Origin of the sequence: Streptomyces sp. NBC_01381 (assembly GCF_026340305.1) — a bacterium.
In the GTDB taxonomy this organism is placed as follows: Bacteria; Actinomycetota; Actinomycetes; order Streptomycetales; family Streptomycetaceae; genus Streptomyces.
This window is the reverse complement of record NZ_JAPEPI010000002.1, coordinates 2,346,718-2,363,734: the sequence shown is the minus strand read 5'-3', so window position 1 is coordinate 2,363,734 and position 17,017 is coordinate 2,346,718. Positions and strand designations below refer to the sequence as shown.

At 70.3% G+C, this 17,017-nt stretch carries 17 protein-coding genes; 8 read left to right on the top strand and 9 right to left on the bottom strand.

What is annotated here, in order from left to right; all coding sequences use genetic code 11:
- The first annotated feature begins 6 nt into the window (after window positions 1-6).
- The 6 genes from OG453_RS32185 to pssA all read left to right on the top strand — a co-directional run bounded on the left by OG453_RS32185 (window position 7) and on the right by pssA (window position 6,394).
- The gene (locus OG453_RS32185) at window positions 7-2,034 is read left to right on the top strand and encodes a protein meaA (protein ID WP_266872069.1); all 2,028 of its coding nucleotides are present in this window, start codon (window positions 7-9) and stop codon (window positions 2,032-2,034) included.
- Window positions 2,031-2,996 carry a CoA ester lyase gene (locus OG453_RS32180; protein ID WP_135333644.1) on the top strand — a complete coding sequence of 322 codons (966 nt, stop codon included), beginning with the start codon at window positions 2,031-2,033 and terminating at the stop codon, window positions 2,994-2,996. Before OG453_RS32185 ends, OG453_RS32180 begins: the two co-directional genes overlap by 4 nt.
- Before the next feature lie 5 nt (window positions 2,997-3,001).
- Window positions 3,002-3,517, top strand: a complete 516-nt coding sequence (locus OG453_RS32175; protein ID WP_266872068.1) for a MaoC family dehydratase — start codon at window positions 3,002-3,004, stop codon at window positions 3,515-3,517.
- A 2-nt stretch (window positions 3,518-3,519) separates the two neighbouring features.
- Window positions 3,520-4,725, top strand: coding sequence for an acyl-CoA dehydrogenase family protein (locus OG453_RS32170; protein WP_135333646.1), 1,206 nt, complete (start codon window positions 3,520-3,522; stop codon window positions 4,723-4,725).
- Window positions 4,726-4,896: 171 nt separating this feature from the next.
- Window positions 4,897-5,553: a phosphatidylserine decarboxylase gene (locus tag OG453_RS32165; RefSeq protein ID WP_266872067.1), complete on the top strand. Its 657-nt coding sequence runs from the start codon at window positions 4,897-4,899 to the stop codon at window positions 5,551-5,553.
- Window positions 5,540-6,394, top strand: a complete 855-nt coding sequence (gene pssA, locus OG453_RS32160; protein ID WP_266872066.1) for a CDP-diacylglycerol--serine O-phosphatidyltransferase — start codon at window positions 5,540-5,542, stop codon at window positions 6,392-6,394. The genes OG453_RS32165 and pssA overlap by 14 nt, the downstream gene beginning before the upstream one ends.
- Window positions 6,395-6,741: 347 nt before the next feature.
- Here pssA and OG453_RS32155 read toward each other — a convergent pair whose 3' ends face one another.
- From OG453_RS32155 to OG453_RS32145, 3 genes are all read right to left on the bottom strand, one after another.
- Window positions 6,742-7,173, bottom strand: a complete 432-nt coding sequence (locus OG453_RS32155; protein WP_266872065.1) for a hypothetical protein — start codon at window positions 7,171-7,173, stop codon at window positions 6,742-6,744.
- 190 nt (window positions 7,174-7,363) lie between these two features.
- Window positions 7,364-7,717: a hypothetical protein gene (locus tag OG453_RS32150; protein WP_266872064.1), complete on the bottom strand. Its 354-nt coding sequence runs from the start codon at window positions 7,715-7,717 to the stop codon at window positions 7,364-7,366.
- Window positions 7,714-8,433 (bottom strand): LLM class flavin-dependent oxidoreductase, encoded by a 720-nt coding sequence (locus OG453_RS32145; RefSeq protein ID WP_266872063.1) that lies wholly within the window; start codon window positions 8,431-8,433, stop codon window positions 7,714-7,716. Before OG453_RS32145 ends, OG453_RS32150 begins: the two co-directional genes overlap by 4 nt.
- 107 nt (window positions 8,434-8,540) lie before the next feature.
- Here OG453_RS32145 and OG453_RS32140 point away from each other — a divergent pair, with 107 nt between their 5' ends.
- Window positions 8,541-9,380 (top strand): PaaX family transcriptional regulator C-terminal domain-containing protein, encoded by an 840-nt coding sequence (locus OG453_RS32140; protein ID WP_266872062.1) that lies wholly within the window; start codon window positions 8,541-8,543, stop codon window positions 9,378-9,380.
- Window positions 9,381-9,416: 36 nt separating this feature from the next.
- On the opposite strand, the gene OG453_RS32135 is transcribed toward OG453_RS32140, so the two are convergent.
- The 5 genes from OG453_RS32135 to OG453_RS32115 are packed head-to-tail and all read right to left on the bottom strand — an operon-like array spanning window position 9,417 to window position 14,307.
- Window positions 9,417-10,682 (bottom strand): ABC transporter substrate-binding protein, encoded by a 1,266-nt coding sequence (locus OG453_RS32135; protein ID WP_266872061.1) that lies wholly within the window; start codon window positions 10,680-10,682, stop codon window positions 9,417-9,419.
- Complete coding sequence (locus OG453_RS32130; RefSeq protein ID WP_266873202.1) at window positions 10,679-11,749, bottom strand: branched-chain amino acid ABC transporter permease; 1,071 nt, start codon at window positions 11,747-11,749, stop codon at window positions 10,679-10,681. The genes OG453_RS32135 and OG453_RS32130 overlap by 4 nt, the downstream gene beginning before the upstream one ends.
- Before the next feature lie 46 nt (window positions 11,750-11,795).
- Entirely contained in the window at window positions 11,796-12,686 is an 891-nt protein-coding gene (locus OG453_RS32125) for a branched-chain amino acid ABC transporter permease (protein ID WP_266872060.1), read from the bottom strand.
- Window positions 12,683-13,498 carry an ABC transporter ATP-binding protein gene (locus OG453_RS32120; RefSeq protein ID WP_266872059.1) on the bottom strand — a complete coding sequence of 272 codons (816 nt, stop codon included), beginning with the start codon at window positions 13,496-13,498 and terminating at the stop codon, window positions 12,683-12,685. Before OG453_RS32120 ends, OG453_RS32125 begins: the two co-directional genes overlap by 4 nt.
- Complete coding sequence (locus OG453_RS32115) at window positions 13,495-14,307, bottom strand: ABC transporter ATP-binding protein (RefSeq protein ID WP_266872058.1); 813 nt, start codon at window positions 14,305-14,307, stop codon at window positions 13,495-13,497. Before OG453_RS32115 ends, OG453_RS32120 begins: the two co-directional genes overlap by 4 nt.
- Before the next feature lie 223 nt (window positions 14,308-14,530).
- On the opposite strand from OG453_RS32115, the gene OG453_RS32110 reads away from it, so the two are divergent.
- Entirely contained in the window at window positions 14,531-15,730 is a 1,200-nt protein-coding gene (locus OG453_RS32110) for a CdaR family transcriptional regulator (RefSeq protein ID WP_266872057.1), read from the top strand.
- Between the two features lie 153 nt (window positions 15,731-15,883).
- Here OG453_RS32110 and OG453_RS32105 read toward each other — a convergent pair whose 3' ends face one another.
- Window positions 15,884-17,005, bottom strand: coding sequence for a glycerate kinase (locus OG453_RS32105; RefSeq protein WP_266873201.1), 1,122 nt, complete (start codon window positions 17,003-17,005; stop codon window positions 15,884-15,886).
- Window positions 17,006-17,017 lie beyond the last annotated feature (12 nt).

Below are 17,017 nucleotides of genomic sequence, written 5' to 3'. Positions count from 1 at the left end.
TCGTACATGACAGAGCGTCAGAAGGACCGGCCGTGGCTCATGCGGACCTACGCCGGTCACTCCACGGCCGAGGCGTCCAACGAGCTGTACCGGCGCAACCTCGCCAAGGGTCAGACGGGCCTCTCGGTCGCGTTCGACCTGCCCACGCAGACGGGCTACGACCCGGACCACATCCTCGCCCGCGGTGAGGTCGGCCGGGTCGGAGTCCCCGTCTCGCACGTCGGCGACATGCGACGGCTGTTCCAGGACATCCCCCTGGAGCAGATGAACACCTCGATGACGATCAACGCCACGGCCATGTGGCTCCTGGCGCTCTATCAGGTGGTGGCGGAGGAGCAGGGCGCGGACATCACGCAGCTCCAGGGGACGACGCAGAACGACATCGTCAAGGAGTACCTGTCGCGCGGGACGCACGTCTTCCCGCCGGGCCCCTCCCTCCGCCTCACCACCGACATGATCACGTACACGGTGGCGAACATCCCCAAGTGGAACCCCATCAACATCTGCAGCTACCACCTGCAGGAGGCCGGGGCCACTCCGGTGCAGGAGATCGCGTACGCGATGTCCACCGCCGTCGCCGTGCTCGACGCCGTACGCGACTCGGGGCAGGTCCCCGAGGAGAAGTTCGGTGATGTCGTCGCCCGTATCTCCTTCTTCGTGAACGCGGGTGTCCGCTTCATCGAGGAGATGTGCAAGATGCGCGCCTTCGGCCGCATCTGGGACCAGATCACCCGCGAGCGGTACGGCATCACCAACCCCAAGCAGCGCCGCTTCCGCTACGGCGTGCAGGTCAACTCCCTTGGCCTGACCGAGGCCCAGCCGGAGAACAACGTCCAGCGCATCGTCCTGGAGATGCTGGCCGTCACGCTCTCCAAGGACGCACGCGCGCGTGCCGTGCAGCTGCCCGCCTGGAACGAGGCGCTCGGTCTGCCCCGGCCGTGGGACCAGCAGTGGTCGCTGCGCATCCAGCAGGTGCTCGCGCTCGAGAGCGATCTTCTGGAGTACGAGGACATCTTCGAGGGCAGCCACGTCATCGAGGCCAAGGTGGAGTCCCTCGTCGAGGAATCGCTTGCCGAGATCGACCGGATCGAGCAGATGGGCGGCGCGATGGCCGCCGTCGAGTCCGGCTACCTGAAGTCGCAGCTGGTCTCCTCGCACGCCGAGCGCAGGGCCCGGATCGAGGGCGGCGAGGACAAGATCGTCGGCGTCAACTCCTACGAGACGACCGAGCCGAACCCGCTCACCGCGGACCTGGACACCGCGATCATGACGGTCGACCCGGCGGTCGAGAACCGCGTGGTGAACGCCCTCAAGCACTGGCGCGACACCCGCTACCAGCCGCCGTTCAACCACCCGCGCCCCTGCAAGGCCCTGGAGAAGCTCAAGGAGGTCGCCGCCGGCACGGGCAACCTCATGGAGGCCACCCTGGAGTGCGCACGCGCCGGTGTGACGACCGGGGAGTGGTCCGGCGCCCTGCGGGAGGTCTTCGGCGAGTTCCGGGCCCCCACGGGCGTTTCGAGCGCTCCGGTGGCCGTGACCGCCGAAGCCGGCACGCCGCTCGCCCTCGTGCGCGACAAGGTCGCCAAGACCGCCGCCGATCTCGGCACCGGCAAGCTCCGCTTCCTGGTCGGCAAGCCGGGCCTCGACGGGCACTCCAACGGCGCCGAGCAGATCGCGGTCCGCGCGCGCGACGCCGGGTTCGAAGTGGTCTACCAGGGCATCAGGCTGACGCCCGAGGAGATCGTCGCCGCCGCGCTCGCCGAGGACGTACACGCCGTGGGCCTGTCGATCCTCTCGGGCTCGCACGCACAGCTCGTACCGGACGTCCTGGTGCGGCTGCGCGAGGCGGGGGCGCCCGACATACCCGTGATCGCGGGCGGCATCATCCCCAACAGCGACGCCGAGGACCTGAAGGCGGCGGGTGTGGCCGCCGTCTTCACCCCCAAGGACTTCGGCATCACCGAGATCATCGGCCGTATCGTCGACGAGATCCGGAAAGCGAACAAGCTCGACCCTCTGGAGGTCCCCGCATGACCGCGCCCATCAACCGTCTCCGTCCCCGCCGTTCATGTCTGGCGGTCCCGGGGTCGAACCCGCGCTTCCTGGAGAAGGCCCAGGGCCTCCCCGCCGACCAGGTCTTCCTCGACCTGGAGGACGCCTGCGCGCCGCTCGCCAAGCCGGAGGCCCGGCACACCATCGTCAAGTTCCTCAACGAGGGCGACTGGACGGGCAAGACGCGGGTCGTGCGCGTCAACGACTGGACGACCGAGTGGACGTACCGCGACGTCGTCACGGTCGTCGAGGGCGCGGGCCAGAACCTCGACTGCATCATGCTGCCGAAGGTGCAGACGGCCGACCAGGTCGTCGCGCTCGATCTGCTCCTGACCCAGATCGAGAAGACGATGGGCTTCGAGGTCGGCAAGATCGGCATCGAGGCGCAGATCGAGAACGCGCAGGGCCTCAACAACGTCAACGCGATCGCGCAGGCTTCCCCGCGCGTCGAGACGATCATCTTCGGCCCGGCCGACTTCATGGCCTCCATCAACATGAAGTCCCTGGTCGTCGGCGAGCAGCCGCCCGGCTACCCCGCCGACGCCTACCACTTCATCCTGATGAAGATCCTGATGGCCGCCCGCGCCAACAACCTCCAGGCGATCGACGGCCCTTACCTGCAGATCAAGAACGTCGACGGCTACCGCGAGGTCGCCAACCGCGCCGCGGCGCTCGGCTTCGACGGCAAGTGGGTGCTGCACCCCGGCCAGGTCGAGGCGGCCAACGAGGTCTTCTCGCCCTCCCAGGAGGACTTCGACCACGCCGAGCTGATCCTGGACGCGTACGAGTGGTGCACCTCCGAGGCCGGCGGCAAGAAGGGTTCGGCGATGCTCGGCGACGAGATGATCGACGAGGCCAGCCGCAAGATGGCCCTGGTCATCTCCGGCAAGGGGCGTGCCGCCGGCATGACCCGCACCTCCAAGTTCGAAGCCCCGGAGGCGTAAGACTCATGCAGTTCGGCCGCACCTACGAAGAGTTCACCGTCGGGGACGTCTACAAGCACTGGCCCGGAAAGACGGTCACCGAGTACGACGACCACCTCTTCTGTCTCCTGACGATGAACCACCACCCCCTCCACATGGACACCAACTATGCGGAGAAGACGACCGACTTCGGGAAGAACGTCGTCGTGGGGAACTACATCTACTCGCTGCTCCTGGGCATGTCCGTGCCGGACGTATCGGGCAAGGCGATCGCCAACCTGGAGGTCGAGTCGCTCAAGCACGTGGCGCCGACCTTCCACGGCGACACGATCTACGGCGAGACGACCGTCCTGGACAAGACCCCGTCGAAGTCGAAGAACGACCGCGGGATCGTCTACGTGGAGACCAAGGGCTACAAGCAGGACGGCACGCTGGTCTGCGTGTTCCGCCGCAAGGTGATGGTGCCCACCGAGACGTACATCAAGGAGCGCGGCGGCGAGCAGCCCGGCCGCCCGGAGCCGAAGAGCCAGGAGAAGAAGTAGCCATGAGCCGACTCGCGCAGACCGCCGGTCTCACCGACATCCAGCAGGAGATCCTCTCCACCGTCCGGGACTTCGTCGACAAGGAGATCATTCCGGTCGCGACGGAACTCGAGCACCGCGACGAGTACCCGCAGCAGATCGTGGACGGCCTCAAGGAGTTGGGCCTCTTCGGCCTGATGATCCCGGAGGAGTACGGCGGTCTGGGCGAGTCGCTTCTCACGTACGCGCTGTGCGTCGAGGAGATAGCGCGTGGCTGGATGTCGGTCTCCGGCATCATCAACACCCACTTCATCGTGGCCTACATGCTCAAGCAGCACGGCACGCAGGAGCAGAAGGACACCTTCCTTCCGCGGATGGCGGCCGGCGAGGTGCGCGGCGCGTTCTCCATGTCGGAGCCGGCGCTCGGCTCCGATGTGTCGGCGATCACGTCCAAGGGCGTCAAGGACGGCGACGAGTACGTTCTCAATGGTCAGAAGATGTGGCTGACGAACGGCGGCACGTCGACTCTGGTGGCCGTTCTGTGCCGAAGTGACGAAGGACACCCCGAGGGCACGGCGCCGCACAAGTCGATGACGACCTTCCTCGTCGAGAAGGAGCCCGGTTTCGGAGAGGTCCGCCCCGGCCTCACCATCCCCGGGAAGATCGACAAGATGGGTTACAAGGGCGTCGACACGACCGAACTCATCATGGACGGACTGCGCATTCCGGCCAATCGCGTACTTGGCGGGGTCACCGGCCGAGGGTTTTACCAAATGATGGACGGCGTCGAAGTCGGCCGCGTGAATGTCGCGGCGCGTGGCTGCGGTGTCGCTCAGCGTGCATTTGAGTTGGGTGTCTCATATGCCCAGCAACGCCACACTTTCGGCAAGGCGATCGCTCAGCACCAGGCGATTCAGTTCAAGCTGGCCGAGATGGCTACCAAGGTCGAGGCCGCTCATGCGATGATGGTGAACGCAGCACGCAAAAAGGACTCCGGGGAACGAAATGACCTCGAAGCAGGGATGGCGAAGTACCTCGCATCCGAATACTGCAAAGAAGTCGTAGAGGACGCGTTCCGGATTCATGGCGGTTACGGCTTCTCGAAGGAGTACGAGATCGAGCGCCTCTACCGTGAGGCTCCGATGCTGCTGATCGGTGAAGGTACCGCCGAAATCCAGAAAATGATCATTGGTCGGCGACTGCTCGAAGAGTATCGATTCCAGGGCTAGATGTCTGGTTTGGGGCGTTTTCGTCGAGAAGAAGATCACACCCTGTCAACGCTCTTCGGCCGTCGACTCAGCTTCCTGGCTTGCCCAGTTGTGGCTGGCAACCGATAGCATCCCGGGAAAAGCCGCCGTCCCCCGTTCACTGCGCGGCATCATCCGCTACGAAGGTCATCCATGCCCCACAGCCAAACCTCTGCACCACGCGATGGCATCCTCAAGGGTCGTCTTGCGCGCGGAGCATCGCCGTGGCTCCTGCCGACCGTCGCCACCGCGGCAATCAGCCTCGTCCGCGCGCGTCGCTCCAAGGGCGCCGCGGCCGTCGCCGTACCGACCACCGCGCTCGCTGCGGGCATGCTGTGGTTCTTCCGCGACCCCGAGCGCGAGATCTCCCAGGGCCGGGTCATCTCACCGGCCGACGGTGTGGTGCAGAGCATCATGCCGTGGAAGGACGGACGCACCCGCGTCGCGATCTTCATGAGCCCGCTGAACGTCCACGTCAACCGCGCGCCCCTCGCGGGCACGGTGACGTCCGTGGAGCACATCCCCGGCGGGTTCGTCCCGGCGTTCAACAAGGAGAGCGAGAACAACGAGCGCGTTGTCTGGCACTTCGACACCGAGCTCGGTGACATCGAGATGATCCAGATCGCGGGCGCGGTCGCGCGGCGCATCGTTCCTTACGTGCCGCAGGGCACGAAGGTCGAGCAGGGCGAGCGCATCGGCCTGATCCGGTTCGGCTCCCGCGTAGACATCTACCTCCCCGAGGGTGTCGAAGTGGACGTCGAGGTCGGTCAGAAGACCGTGGCTGGGGTGACTCGAATTGACCGTGGTTGATCCTGAGACACAGGCCGGCTGGGTTCCCGAGGCGGCGGAGGACGAGGCGGACGAGGAGATGCCTCTCTCACTCCGCCTCTCAATAGCGGACACCCTCACGCTCGGTAACGCCACGTGCGGGTTCATGGCGGTGTACTTCACCACCACGGGCATCCTCATCCCGTACGTGCAGGGAAGCACCGAGAGCGGCATGGCGCGGCACTCCGCCGCGACCGCCGTGATCCTTATGCTCTGCGCGGCTGTCTTCGACCTCTTCGACGGGCTCGTGGCGCGAAAGCTGCGGTCCTCGCCGATGGGCGCGGAGCTGGACAACCTGTCGGACCTGATCAGCTTCGGTCTGGCGCCGGCGTACTTCGTCCTGGTCTACGGCATGGTCGCGGACGACGCGCACCAGAGAGTGGCCGCGGTCGGAGCGATCGTGGTGCTTCTGGCGGTGGTGCTGCGGCTTGCGCGGTTCTCGTGCGTGACCGTGAAGGACGGCACCTTCCAGGGCATGCCGTCGCCGTTCGGCGCGCTGACGGTCGTCTCGATCGTGCTGCTTGAGCTGCCGTTCGTGGCGACGCTGCTCGCGATCATCGGTACGGCGTGGCTCATGGTGAGCCGGGTCGAGTACCCGAAGCCGCGGGGGCCGCTGGCGGTGGCGATGCTGGCGTGGATCGTCGCGGCGATGGGACTCCTCGCCGCGTGGGCCTTCGAGGCACCGGGCGGTCAGCTGCTCCTCCAGACCGGGTGTGCGCTGCAGCTGGTCCTGGGCGCGGTGATTCCCCTGTTCGCGACGGCTCGCCGGGTGAACAACTTCCGGGACAACCGGAGGGAAGCGCGGGCGACGCAGTTGCCGTAGCGGCGCTTGAACGTTGCCTTTGGGGGCCTGAACCGTATGGTTCGGGCCCCCTTTGGTTTTCTTTCCCCAACCCCACCCCTACCCGAATCACTTCCGGCTCCGCCGGCCGCGAAGTGGCCGTAGATCACCGGCTCCGCCGAGTTCGTCCTCAAACGCCGGACGGGCTGAATGGTCTGCGGCCGGGCTGGAAGAACTACCGATCGGGGTGGGTGGGTAATGCGGGGCAATCGGGTGGGTGGGCGGGAAAAGATCCGCCGCGAAGCGGCGGTCTTGTCGGGGTCTGGGGCGAAGCCCCATGGTTTCGGTAAGGGGCGGGGTTGGAGAAGATCAAGGCCTGACCAGCACCTTCACGTGGTCGTCAGGGACTGCCCCCGCGACGCCGCGTCCTGCCAGGCGTCGAAGGGGTCGCGCACCGCGGGGTCCACCACCACATGCGCCCCGAAGCGCCCCGCTAGCTCCCGCCGACGCGGAGACGGCTCCGATACGACGACGGGCGCGACGCCCCGCTCGACGAGCGCCGCGGTCGCGCCGAGCCCGATGGGCCCCGCCCCGATGACGACGGCGCCCGTACCCTCCGCAGGTGCCGCACGGGCGACATTGCCGAAGCCGACGGCGAGCGGCTCGGTGAGCGCGGCCACGCGCGGCGGTACATGGTCCGGGACGGGGACCAGCGCGGCCAACTGCAGGACCATCCGCTCGCCGAAGCCACCGGGGAAGGCGTTGGCGTAGCCGATCGTCCGCAGGGTGTCCTCGCCGTCAAGCGCCCACGGGAGCCCCACGACCACCTGCCCCTCCCACTCGGTGCCCGAGTGGGAGGGGCGGCGAGGAAGTCCTCGGTGTGCCGTGCCGCCGAGAGGTCGGAGCCGCAGATCCCGGTCATCAGCGTCTGCGCGAGCACCTGGCCCGGGCCCGGCACCGGCTCCGGCACATCGGTCTCGACGAAGCGCCCGCCGCGCAGCACCGCCGCCCTCATCCCCGGCCTCCCCGTACGACGGCCGCCTCGACCGCCTGCCGCATCGCGCCCACGAACCGCTCGCTGTTCGCCCGCGCCCACTCCATGGACGCCGTGCGCCCCCGGTTGGCGCCGGTGAAGTGCGGGACGACGTACTCGGCGAACAGCTCATAGCTGCGCCGCTTGGCCTCCGGCGTACCCGTGGGCAGATCGAGGACGAGCAGGGTGCCGAAGCCGCCGGAGGCCTCCGCAAGGGCCTCGATGCGGGCGATGGCGTCCGCGGGGGTGCCGATGGTCGCAACCCCGAAGACCGGGAAGCCCTCGCCGGTCCACTGGGCGACGGCGTCCGCCGCCGTACGGCCCCAGCTCATCGTCGTGCCCGACAGTCCCTCGATGTAGCGCGCCAGATGCAGCACCCCGGTCCGCGGTGTGGCCGTGCTCGGCGCAGGACTTCTCGTACGCGGCCCAGTTGCCGTTGAGCGCGGCGAGGCCCGTCGGGTCGGCGGCGGCGAGGGAGAGCAGGCCAATGCCGTGCCGCCCCGCCTGCACGGAGCCCGATGGAGAGACGGTCGATGCGACCGCCATCTCGATGCCCTCCGGGGCTGAACCAGTCCGTGCGCGCGGTGACGGTGTCGCCGCGCAGGAGACGTACGACGGCGTCCAGCGCGTCCGCCATCATGGCGCGCTGCCGCAGCGGATCGATGCCCATCATGAAGGCGTCGGACGCGAGCTGACCGGGTCCCGCGCCCAGCACGACCCGCCCCATCGTCTGGTGGTCGAGCTGGCGGATGCGGTCCGCGAGGACGAGAGGGTGGTGGTACGGGAGGGAGTTCACGCCCGTGCCAAGCCGGATCCGCCGGGTGTGCTCGGCGGCCGCCGCGATGAAGACCTCCGGGGAAGCGATCGTCTCGTACCCGGCGGAGTGGTGCTCGCCGATCCAGGCCTCGTCGAAGCCGAGCGCGTCGAGATGGCGGACGAGGTCGAGATCGCGGCGGATCTGGAGGGTGGGGTTGCCGTCGATGCCGTGGTAGGGGGCGAGGAAGGTGCCGAAGCGGGTGGGGAGTTGGGAGGAGCCCTGGTGATCCACGCGTACGCCTTTCGCCGGACAGACGTAGGACATAAGGTCTGGCATGCAGGTTCTTACGTCCTATACCTGACCGTCGAAGAGGTCAACAGACAGCAAGGGGTGGGAAGTTGGCCGACGCGCCACGCACACGCCGCCGCGGCGACGGCTCCCCCAGCGCGCGGACGCTGCTGCTCACGGTCCTGGGCGAGTACGTCCGCTACGCCGGCGCCGAGCGGGTCTGGTCGCGGGCCGTCGTCGGGGCGCTCGGCGACTGCGGGGTCGGCGAGGCGGCGGCGCGGCGGGCGGTGACGCGCCTCGTCCAGGAGGGCTGGCTGCGTACGGAGGCGGTGGGTCGATGGACGCGGCTTTCCCTTGAGCCGCGCCTCGTCGCCCTCCTCACGGCGTGGACGCACCGCCTTGAGCGGGCGGTCGAGGAGACGCCCTGGCACGGCGAGTGGCAGCAGCTGCTGCTGCGGGTCCCGGCGGACGGGTGGCGTGACCGGGCGCTGGTGGAGGGGCAGTTGGCGTTCGAGGGATTCGGGTCGCTCGGGCAGGGCGTGTGGATCGCGGCGGACGCCGGGGGCGTGGCGGCGGTGCGGGAGCTGCTGCGGGAGCAGGGGCTCGCCCCGTACGCGGTCTGGCTGTGCTCGCGCTCCGCCGAGCCGGGTGAACTGGTCGGCAGGGCCTGGGACTTGGCTGCGGTGCGGGCGGCGCACGAGGAGTTCCTGACCCGCTTCCGGGGAGCGGGTTCCTCGCCCGCGTCACCCGAGGAGGCCTTCGTCCTGCGCACCCGCCTCGTGCACGCCTGGCGGGCCACGTTCGAGCGGGACCCTCGGCTGCCGGGAGCGCTGCTGCCGCCCGACTGGCCCGGGTTCACGGCGACGCGTCTGTTCGTCGACACATGGCGCGCGGTTCGGGAGCCGGCTGACCGGCGTTGGGCGCGCCTGGCGGAGGATCCGCGGGGGTGAGGCAGGGGCCGAGCCCCTGCCTCGTCGAGCCGTTGCTCACGCCCCCGGCGTGTATCCCTCGGCCACCTCCGAAGCGCCCGGTTCGCGGACGACCTTCATGCCGCCCGTCGCGCTCTTGTCGGGGCGCAGGATCACGCTCTCCTTGGAGGACGGGGACTTGGGGTCGGTGAAGTTCTGCGTGACGCCGAATCCCGTGTCGTACGCGTCGATGGTCAGAAGCGCCTTGTCGACGCCCTCACGGGTGAGGTCCTTGCTGTCGCACGCCTTCTTCAGGGCCTCGCCGAAGACGGAGGCCGCGGTCCAGCCCGCCGTCACGCCGTTGTCGAGGGCGTCCTTCGGGTAGGCCGCCTTATAGTCGGCGACCAGCTTCTTCGCCACTGCCGTGTCCGCGCCGATCGGGAGGGTCGGCGATGCCACGTAGTAGTTCTTCGCGAGGGCCGGGCCCGCCTGCGTGCCCAGGAGCTGGGGCGAGAACGCCGAGTTGTTGCCGATGATCGGGACGTCGAACTTCCCCGCCGCGGCCACACCCACCAGCGAGGCCGCCTGCCGGGGACCCGCGCTGATGACGATGCCCTTGACGCCCGCCTTCTTCAGGGCGGACACCTGCGCCGTCATGTCGTTGTCGGTCGGCTTGATCTTCTGCTCGACGACGGTGAGGCCAGACTCCTTCGCCATGTGCTGGGAGCCCTTCAGGGCGTTCTCGCCGTAGTCGCCCTCGAAGTAGACGTGGCCGAGCTTGTCGCCCTTCTTGAGGCCCTTCTCCTTCATCAGGAAGTCGATCGCGTTGATCGTCTCCAGGTCGTACGTCGAGCCGACCACCCGCACATACGGGCTGCCGAGCAGATTCGCCGACCAGGCCTGCGGCAGGACAAGGCCCTTGTTGCCGTCGACGCGCTGTTTGACCGCGGCGACGAAGGGCGAGCCGATGAACTGGGCGAAGCCGAGGACGTCCGGCTCCAGTTCGGTGTACGCGGCGACCGCCTTCTGGGGGTCGTAGCCGTGGTCGCGGATGGTCAGCTTCAGCTTGTATCCGCAGATGCCGCCGTCGGCGTTGGTCTGCTTGACGTAGAGCTGCTGGGCCTGGGTGACGCTCTTGCCGAGGGTCGCGTAGACGCCGGTCATGTCGGTGAGCACGCCGAGGTTGATCGTCTTCCCGGAGATGCCGTCGCCGGTCTTGACCCCGCCCGCGCCCTTCTTGTCGCCGTCGTCGTCGTTCGCCTTGGAGCTGCAGGCCGCCAGGGCCAGCAGCGCGGCGAGCGCCGTGACCGCCGCAGTGGCCCGCTTCCGTGTGCGTGAACTCATCGTTCCTCCCCTGATTCCACTGAAGCCCGGCCGGACTTCGGCCTGGAGCGCCGGGCGGCGATGCCGGCAAGGCCGCCGGGCAGGAAAAGGACCACCGCCACGACGGCGGCGCCGTACAGGTACCGGGACGCCTCACCCGGTGTGATCCCGCCGGTGCCGGGGGCCGAGACCAACGGCAGCGCGTCGCTGTACCGGGTCAGGAGCTGGGGCAGCAGGGACACCACGGCGGCACCGGCCACCGCGCCCGCGACCGAGCCGAGACCGCCGATGACGATCATGGCGAGGTATTCGAGGGACAGCGTCATGCCGAAGTAGTCCGGCACGGTGCGCTGGAAGACCAGGGCGAGCAGCACCCCGGCCAGGCCCGCGTACATCGACGACAGGACGAAGACACCGGCGCGGTAGCGGGCGACGGGCACGCCGATGACGCCCGCGGCGATGCGGTGGTCGCGGATGGCGTTCATGGCGCGCCCTGGGCGTCCGCGCAGCACGCCGCGGGCGAAGAGCCCGCAGCCGACGAGGAGGACGAGCCCCGCGTACCAGAGCTTCTCCGATGCCCCGAACGGCACGGCGGCGACGACGAGTTCACTGTCGTCGAAGGTGATCCCGAAGACGCTCAGGGGTGGTACGTCGCGGCCGTTGGAGCCGCCCGTCAGGTCGTGGGCGTTGAAGAGCACGTGCTGCCCGATGAAGATCAGGGCGAGGGTCGCGATGCCGAGGTAGGCGCCGCGCAGGCGCCCCGCGATGGGGCTGAAGAGCCCGCCCGCGATGCCCGCGATGGCGACGGCGAGCGCGGCGGCGATCCAGGTCGGCAGGCCGAGCCCGGTCAGGCCGCCCTCGCCGTCCCCGGCCAGTACGCAGTATCCGTACGCGCCGATGGCGAGGAAGAAGGCGTGCCCCATGGAGAGTTGGCCGGTCGCGCCGGTGAGGAGGTTGATGCCGATCGCGCCGATCGCGGCCGCCATGGCGAAGAGCCCGGCCTGCAGCCAGAACCGGTCGAGGTAGAAGGGCAGGGCGAGCAGAAGCACCGCCCCCGCGGCCCAGACGTAGGCCCGGGGGCTGCGCAGTGCCGTACGACTGCGGGAGCGCAACTCGCGGCCGCGGGCCAGGACTTCAGACACGGGCGAGCTCCTTCGTGCCGAAGAGTCCGGCGGGCCGGATGAGGAGGATGACGGTCATCACGAGATAGGGCGCGAGGTCGCCCAACCCACGGCCGAGGAAGGTGAGTTCGCTCTGGTATCCGGTGGCGAGCGACTCCGTCACGCCCACCACGATGCCGCCGACCAGGGCGCCCGTCGTCGAGTCGAGGCCGCCGAGGATCGCGGCGGGGAACGCCTTCAACGCGGCGAGCGATGTGGCCCGTTCGAGCCCGGGGGTCGGGAAGACGGTGAGGAAGAGCGCGGCCACGGCGGCGAGTCCGCCCGCCACGGCCCACGCGCCGAGCGAGACCCTGCCGAGCCGTACGCCCATCAGCGCGGCGGTCTCCGGGCTCTCGGCGGCGGCGCGCATCGCCACGCCCCAGGAGGTGTACCGGAAGGCGAGCAGGAAGACGGTGATGAGGAGCGCGGCGGCGACGAACGCGGCGATCCGTGTGTGGGCGAGGGAGATCGACCCCACCGTGAGCACGGAGTCGCCCCACGGGTCGCCGAGCGCGAGCACGTCGGTGCCCAGGCGCCGGGTGAGTTCGGTGGTGAGCAGGATGTCGACGCCGATGGTGACGATGGCGAGCACACTGTGGTCGGCGCCCCGGTAGCGCCGCATGACGAGGAACTCGACGGCGGCACCGACCACCGCGGCGCCCGCGATGCCGACGAGCAGCGCCGGCCAGAAGCCGATGTCGTCGTGGAGGGACGCGGTGATGTAGCCGCCCGCAAGGAGCAGCGAGGCGTGCGCGAAGTTCACCACTTCGGTGGCGCGGAAGATGACGACGAAGCCGAGGGCGATCAGGGCGTAGACGGAGCCCATCGAGAGGCCGTTGAGGAGGAGTTCGACGAAGGTGGTCACCGGGTGCCCTCCCCCAGGTAGGCCCGCACGACCGCCGGGTCGTTCTGTACGTCCGCCGGGGTGCCGTCGGCGATGCGGCGCCCGAAGTCCAGTACGGTCACCGCGTCCGCGAGCCGCATCACCACCCCCATGTCGTGTTCCACCAGGACGATCGAGATGCCGAGGCTGTCGCGTACGCCGGCGATGACGGCGGCGGTGCGGCGCCGCTCGTCCGCGGTCATCCCCGCCACGGGTTCGTCGAGCAGGAGCAGCCGGGGTTCCATGCACAGGGCGCGGGCGAGTTCGGCGAGCTTCTGCTGGCCGTAGGGCAACGAGCCCGCGGGCGCTTCGAGTTGACGCTCGATGCCGACGAACGCGGCGATCTCCCGGACCCGTTCACGGTGCAGACGCTCCTCGCGGGCGGCCGACGGCAGGCGCAGCCCCGCTGCCACGAAGCCGGTGCGGGTGAGCCGGTGGCGGCCCAGCATCAGGCTGTCGGCGACGGTGGCGCGCGGCGGCAGCGCGAGGTTCTGGAAGATCCGTGCGACACCCAGGCCGGCGATGCGGTGCGGCGCCATGGCCGTCAGCTCGTGCTCCCCGAAGCGGACGGTGCCGCCGGTGGCGCGGTACACCCCGGACAGGACGTTGAAGCAGGTGGACTTGCCCGCGCCGTTGGGTCCGATGACGGCGTGCACGGTGCCGGGCCTGACCGTGAAGCTGACGGCGTCGAGCGCGGTGAGACCCGCGAAGCGCACGGTCAACTCCCTTACGTCCAGCGGCGGTACGCCCGCGTCGAGGGGCGGCGCGTCGGCCGCCGGACGGTCATCGGTCATCGCCGGCCCGCCCATCGCCCGAGCACCGGGAGCGCGCCGGCGCCGCGCGACGCATCGTCCGCCGCGGTCTCGTCGACCACGCCGAGATAGCGGCGGCGCACCTCGTCGGATGCGGCCAGTTCGTCCGCAGGGCCTGCGAGCGCCACTTCGCCGACGTCCAGGACGTACGCATGGGAGGCGAGGCGCAGGGCGAGCGCGGCGTTCTGCTCGACCAGCAGGACCGAGGTGCCCTGGGCGTTGATCTCCTGGACGGTGTCGGCGATGCGGGCGGCCATCAACGGGGCGAGTCCGAGGGACGGTTCGTCGAGGAGCAGCAGCTTCGGCGATGCCATCAGGGCCCTGGCCACCGCCAGCATCTGCTGCTCGCCGCCCGAGAGGAGACCGGCGCGCTGGCCGGCGCGCTCCGCGAGCACCGGGAAGAGTTCGTGGACGCGGCTCAGAGCGGTGGCCTTCGCCGCCCGGCTTCCGGCGGAGCCCAGCGCGCCCGCCCGCAGATTGTCCGCGACGGTCATCCGCGCGAACACCCGTCTGCCTTCCGGCACTTGGGAGACCCCGGCGGTCACGACGCGGTCCGCGGGCCATCCGTCGACGCGCCGCCCGCCGAAGTGGACCGAGCCCGAGGTGAGCGCCCCTCGGTGGAAGGAGAGGGTGCGCGAAATGGCGCGCAGGAGCGTCGACTTGCCCGCGCCGTTGCCGCCGAGCACGGCGACGACGGCACCGTCCGGCACCTCGATCGACACCTGCCGCAGCGCGCGCACCGGCCCGTATCCGACCGACGCGTCCCGCACCACGAGTCCGGAACCACCCACCTGGGACCCCCTGCTCTCCGCCCGCCCTGCGCGTGGCGCTCACCCCAGCACCGCGCGGGGCGCCCGTCCACGGCCCGTGGCCGAATCGCTGCGGGTGACCAGCGGGATCGCCCGCCGGTTGTGCACGGGCACAACACCCCGTGTCAGGGGCCTGCCGGGGGCGGCCGGGCGGTGGCATCCTCCGCACCAAGAGGGGCTACGGGCGGCGGCGAGGGGGAACACCGTGAGCGGGCGCAGGCCTCGGACAGGTCACGACTGGAAAGTGCTTGAGGGGGCGGCCAGGGCGCTGCTGCCCCGTATCCCCGAGCTGGTGGACGAACATCTGCGGCAGCTCTCCGAGCACTCCCCGGTGTACGCGCGGGTGCTTCCGTACGACCAGCAGTGGCAGGAGGCCGAGGAGGCGATGCGGATCGGCATCGAGACGATCTCGGCGCCGCGCGCGTCGCCGCGCCGCGATCTGGAGTACGCCGAGGAGGCGGGGCGGCGGCGGGCGCAGCAGGGCCTGCCGCTCGACCTGGTGGTGCACTCGTACCGCAACGCGGGCTATCTGGTCTGGGACGCGCTGCTCGAAGGCACGGTCGGGCAGGACCCGGAACGCCTCGCGGTCCTGATGCGCTCGGCGACGATGGTGTGGTCGGCGGTGGACGCGCAGGCGGCGGCCGCGTCCGACGCGTACCGGGCGACGGAGATGGAGCTGCGGCGGCGCACCGACGAGCAGTTGCAGGCGCTCCTCGACGCGCTGCTGGAGGGCCAGTCCGCTCCCGGGCTCGCCGCGCAGGTGGCCGCGGGTCTTGATCTCCCGGAGCGGGGGCCGTACGCGGTGGTGGTGCTGCGGGCCGAGCGGCGGGACGGGCGTGCGGCGTTCCACCGGCAGATCCAGCAGGCCGGGTTCCGTTTCGTCTGGCGGATGCGGGCGGACCGGGAGGTGGGGGTGGTCGCGCTGGGCGCGGAGGATGGCCTTGACGCGCTGGCCACCGCGCTGGAGGGGCGCTGCCCCGGTCCCGGCGGGATCAGCCCCGTGGTGGCGGGCCTGGCCGAGCTCGGCCACGCGCGGCGGCTCGCGGAACTGGCCCTGCGGACGTGTCCGCCGGACGCGAGCGGGATCGTACGGCTCGATCAGCGGATGCCGACGGCGCTTGTGGTGAGCCAGCCGGAGCTGGCGGGGCGCCTGGTGTCCGACGTGCTCGGGGAGGTGCTCGCCCTCGAACCGGGGGATCGGGCGGTGCTGCTTGAGACGCTGGACGCGTGGCTGGTGTGCGAGGGGTCCGCGGGGCGGGCGGCCGGGCGTCTGTACTGCCACCGGAACACGGTGTTCAACCGCTTGCGGCGGTTGGAGCAGCTGACCTCGCGGTCGTTGGCCCGGCCTCGGGATCTGATGGAGATGACGCTGGCGTTGGATGCGTATCGGCTGACGCCGGGGTGAGGTGGGCCTGGGCGGAACCCGGGGGTGCAGTGGCCGTCGATCACCGGCTTCGCCGAGTTCGTCCTCAAACGCCGGACGGGCTGAAAGGTCTGCGGCCGGGCTGGATATCTCCAGCCCGGCCGGCCTTTGAGGGCATCAGGGACCGTCGCTACGTCAGACCAGGAAGTCCCGCGCGATTCCCTCCGCCACCGTCTCCAGGATCGGTCCGGCCTCGGCAATACAGCGCGCCACATCCGGCTCCACGTCCGTGAGTGCGTATGCCCGCCGGATCCCGGCGCGGCCCAGCGCCTCCGCCGGGAGGGCGAGGCGGCCGCAGACCGCGACGACCTCGATGCCCGCGGCCCGTGCCGCCGCCGCGACCCCGGCGGGAGCCTTCCCGTGCAGGGTCTGCTCGTCCAGCGAACCCTCACCCGTGATCACCAGCGTCGCCCGCTCCAGCGCGGGCGCGAAGCCGAGGACGTCCAGCATGACCTCGATGCCGGGCCGGAAGCTCGCGCCGAGCCCGACGAGCGCGCCATAGCCGATGCCACCGGCCGCCCCGGCTCCCGGAGACTCCGCGTACTCAAGGGCGGCGGAACCGGCCGTCTCGGAGAGCACCCGCGCGAAGTGCGCGAGCGCCGCGTCCAGCTCGGCCACGTCTTCCGGAGTCGCGCCCTTCTGCGGCCCGTACACCGCGGGCGCGCCCTTCGGTCCCGTCAGCGGATTGTCCACGTCGCTGGCGAGGACGAGGTCCACCTCGGCGAACCGGGGGTCCAGGCCGGACAGGTCCGCGCGCGCCAGCGTGGCCAGCGGGCCGCCGCCCGGCGCCACCGGCGCACCCTCGGCGTCCAGGAACACCGCGCCGAGAGCGGCCAGCATCCCCGCACCGCCGTCGGTCGTCGCGCTGCCGCCGACGCCGAAGACGATCGTCCGCGCCCCCGCGTCGAGCGCGGCAAGGAGCAGCTCTCCGGAGCCGTACGTCGTGGACGTGAGCGGCGCGAACACGCCCTCGGGCAGCAGCTGGAGGCCGGACGCCTCCGCCATCTCGACCACGGCGGTCCCGTCGCGCAGCGCGTACGCCGCGGTGACCTCGTCGCCGAGCGGTCCCGTGACCCGTACCTCGCGGCGTTCGAAACCGGCCGCGACCGCCGCGGCGACCGTGCCGTCTCCGCCGTCGGCCACCGGCAGCGCCTCGACCTCCACCTTCGGGTCGACGCGGCGGAGCCCGGCCGTCACCCGCTCGGCGACCTCCACGGCCGTGAGCGACCCCTTGAACTTGTCCGCGGCAATGAGCACATGCTGCGCATC

What these genes read in the sequence shown, in the direction of transcription:
- OG453_RS32185 (WP_266872069.1), top strand. Translation starts at nt 7, where the DNA reads ATGACAGAGCGTCAGAAGGACCGGCCGTGGCTCATGCGGACCTACGCC.
- OG453_RS32180 (WP_135333644.1), top strand. Translation starts at nt 2,031, where the DNA reads ATGACCGCGCCCATCAACCGTCTCCGTCCCCGCCGTTCATGTCTGGCG.
- OG453_RS32175 (WP_266872068.1), top strand. Translation starts at nt 3,002, where the DNA reads ATGCAGTTCGGCCGCACCTACGAAGAGTTCACCGTCGGGGACGTCTAC.
- OG453_RS32170 (WP_135333646.1), top strand. Translation starts at nt 3,520, where the DNA reads ATGAGCCGACTCGCGCAGACCGCCGGTCTCACCGACATCCAGCAGGAG.
- OG453_RS32165 (WP_266872067.1), top strand. Translation starts at nt 4,897, where the DNA reads ATGCCCCACAGCCAAACCTCTGCACCACGCGATGGCATCCTCAAGGGT.
- OG453_RS32150 (WP_266872064.1), bottom strand. Translation starts at nt 7,717, where the DNA reads ATGAGCTGGGGCCGTACGGCGGCGGACGCCGTCGCCCAGTGGACCGGC.
- OG453_RS32135 (WP_266872061.1), bottom strand. Translation starts at nt 10,682, where the DNA reads ATGAGTTCACGCACACGGAAGCGGGCCACTGCGGCGGTCACGGCGCTC.
- OG453_RS32120 (WP_266872059.1), bottom strand. Translation starts at nt 13,498, where the DNA reads ATGACCGATGACCGTCCGGCGGCCGACGCGCCGCCCCTCGACGCGGGC.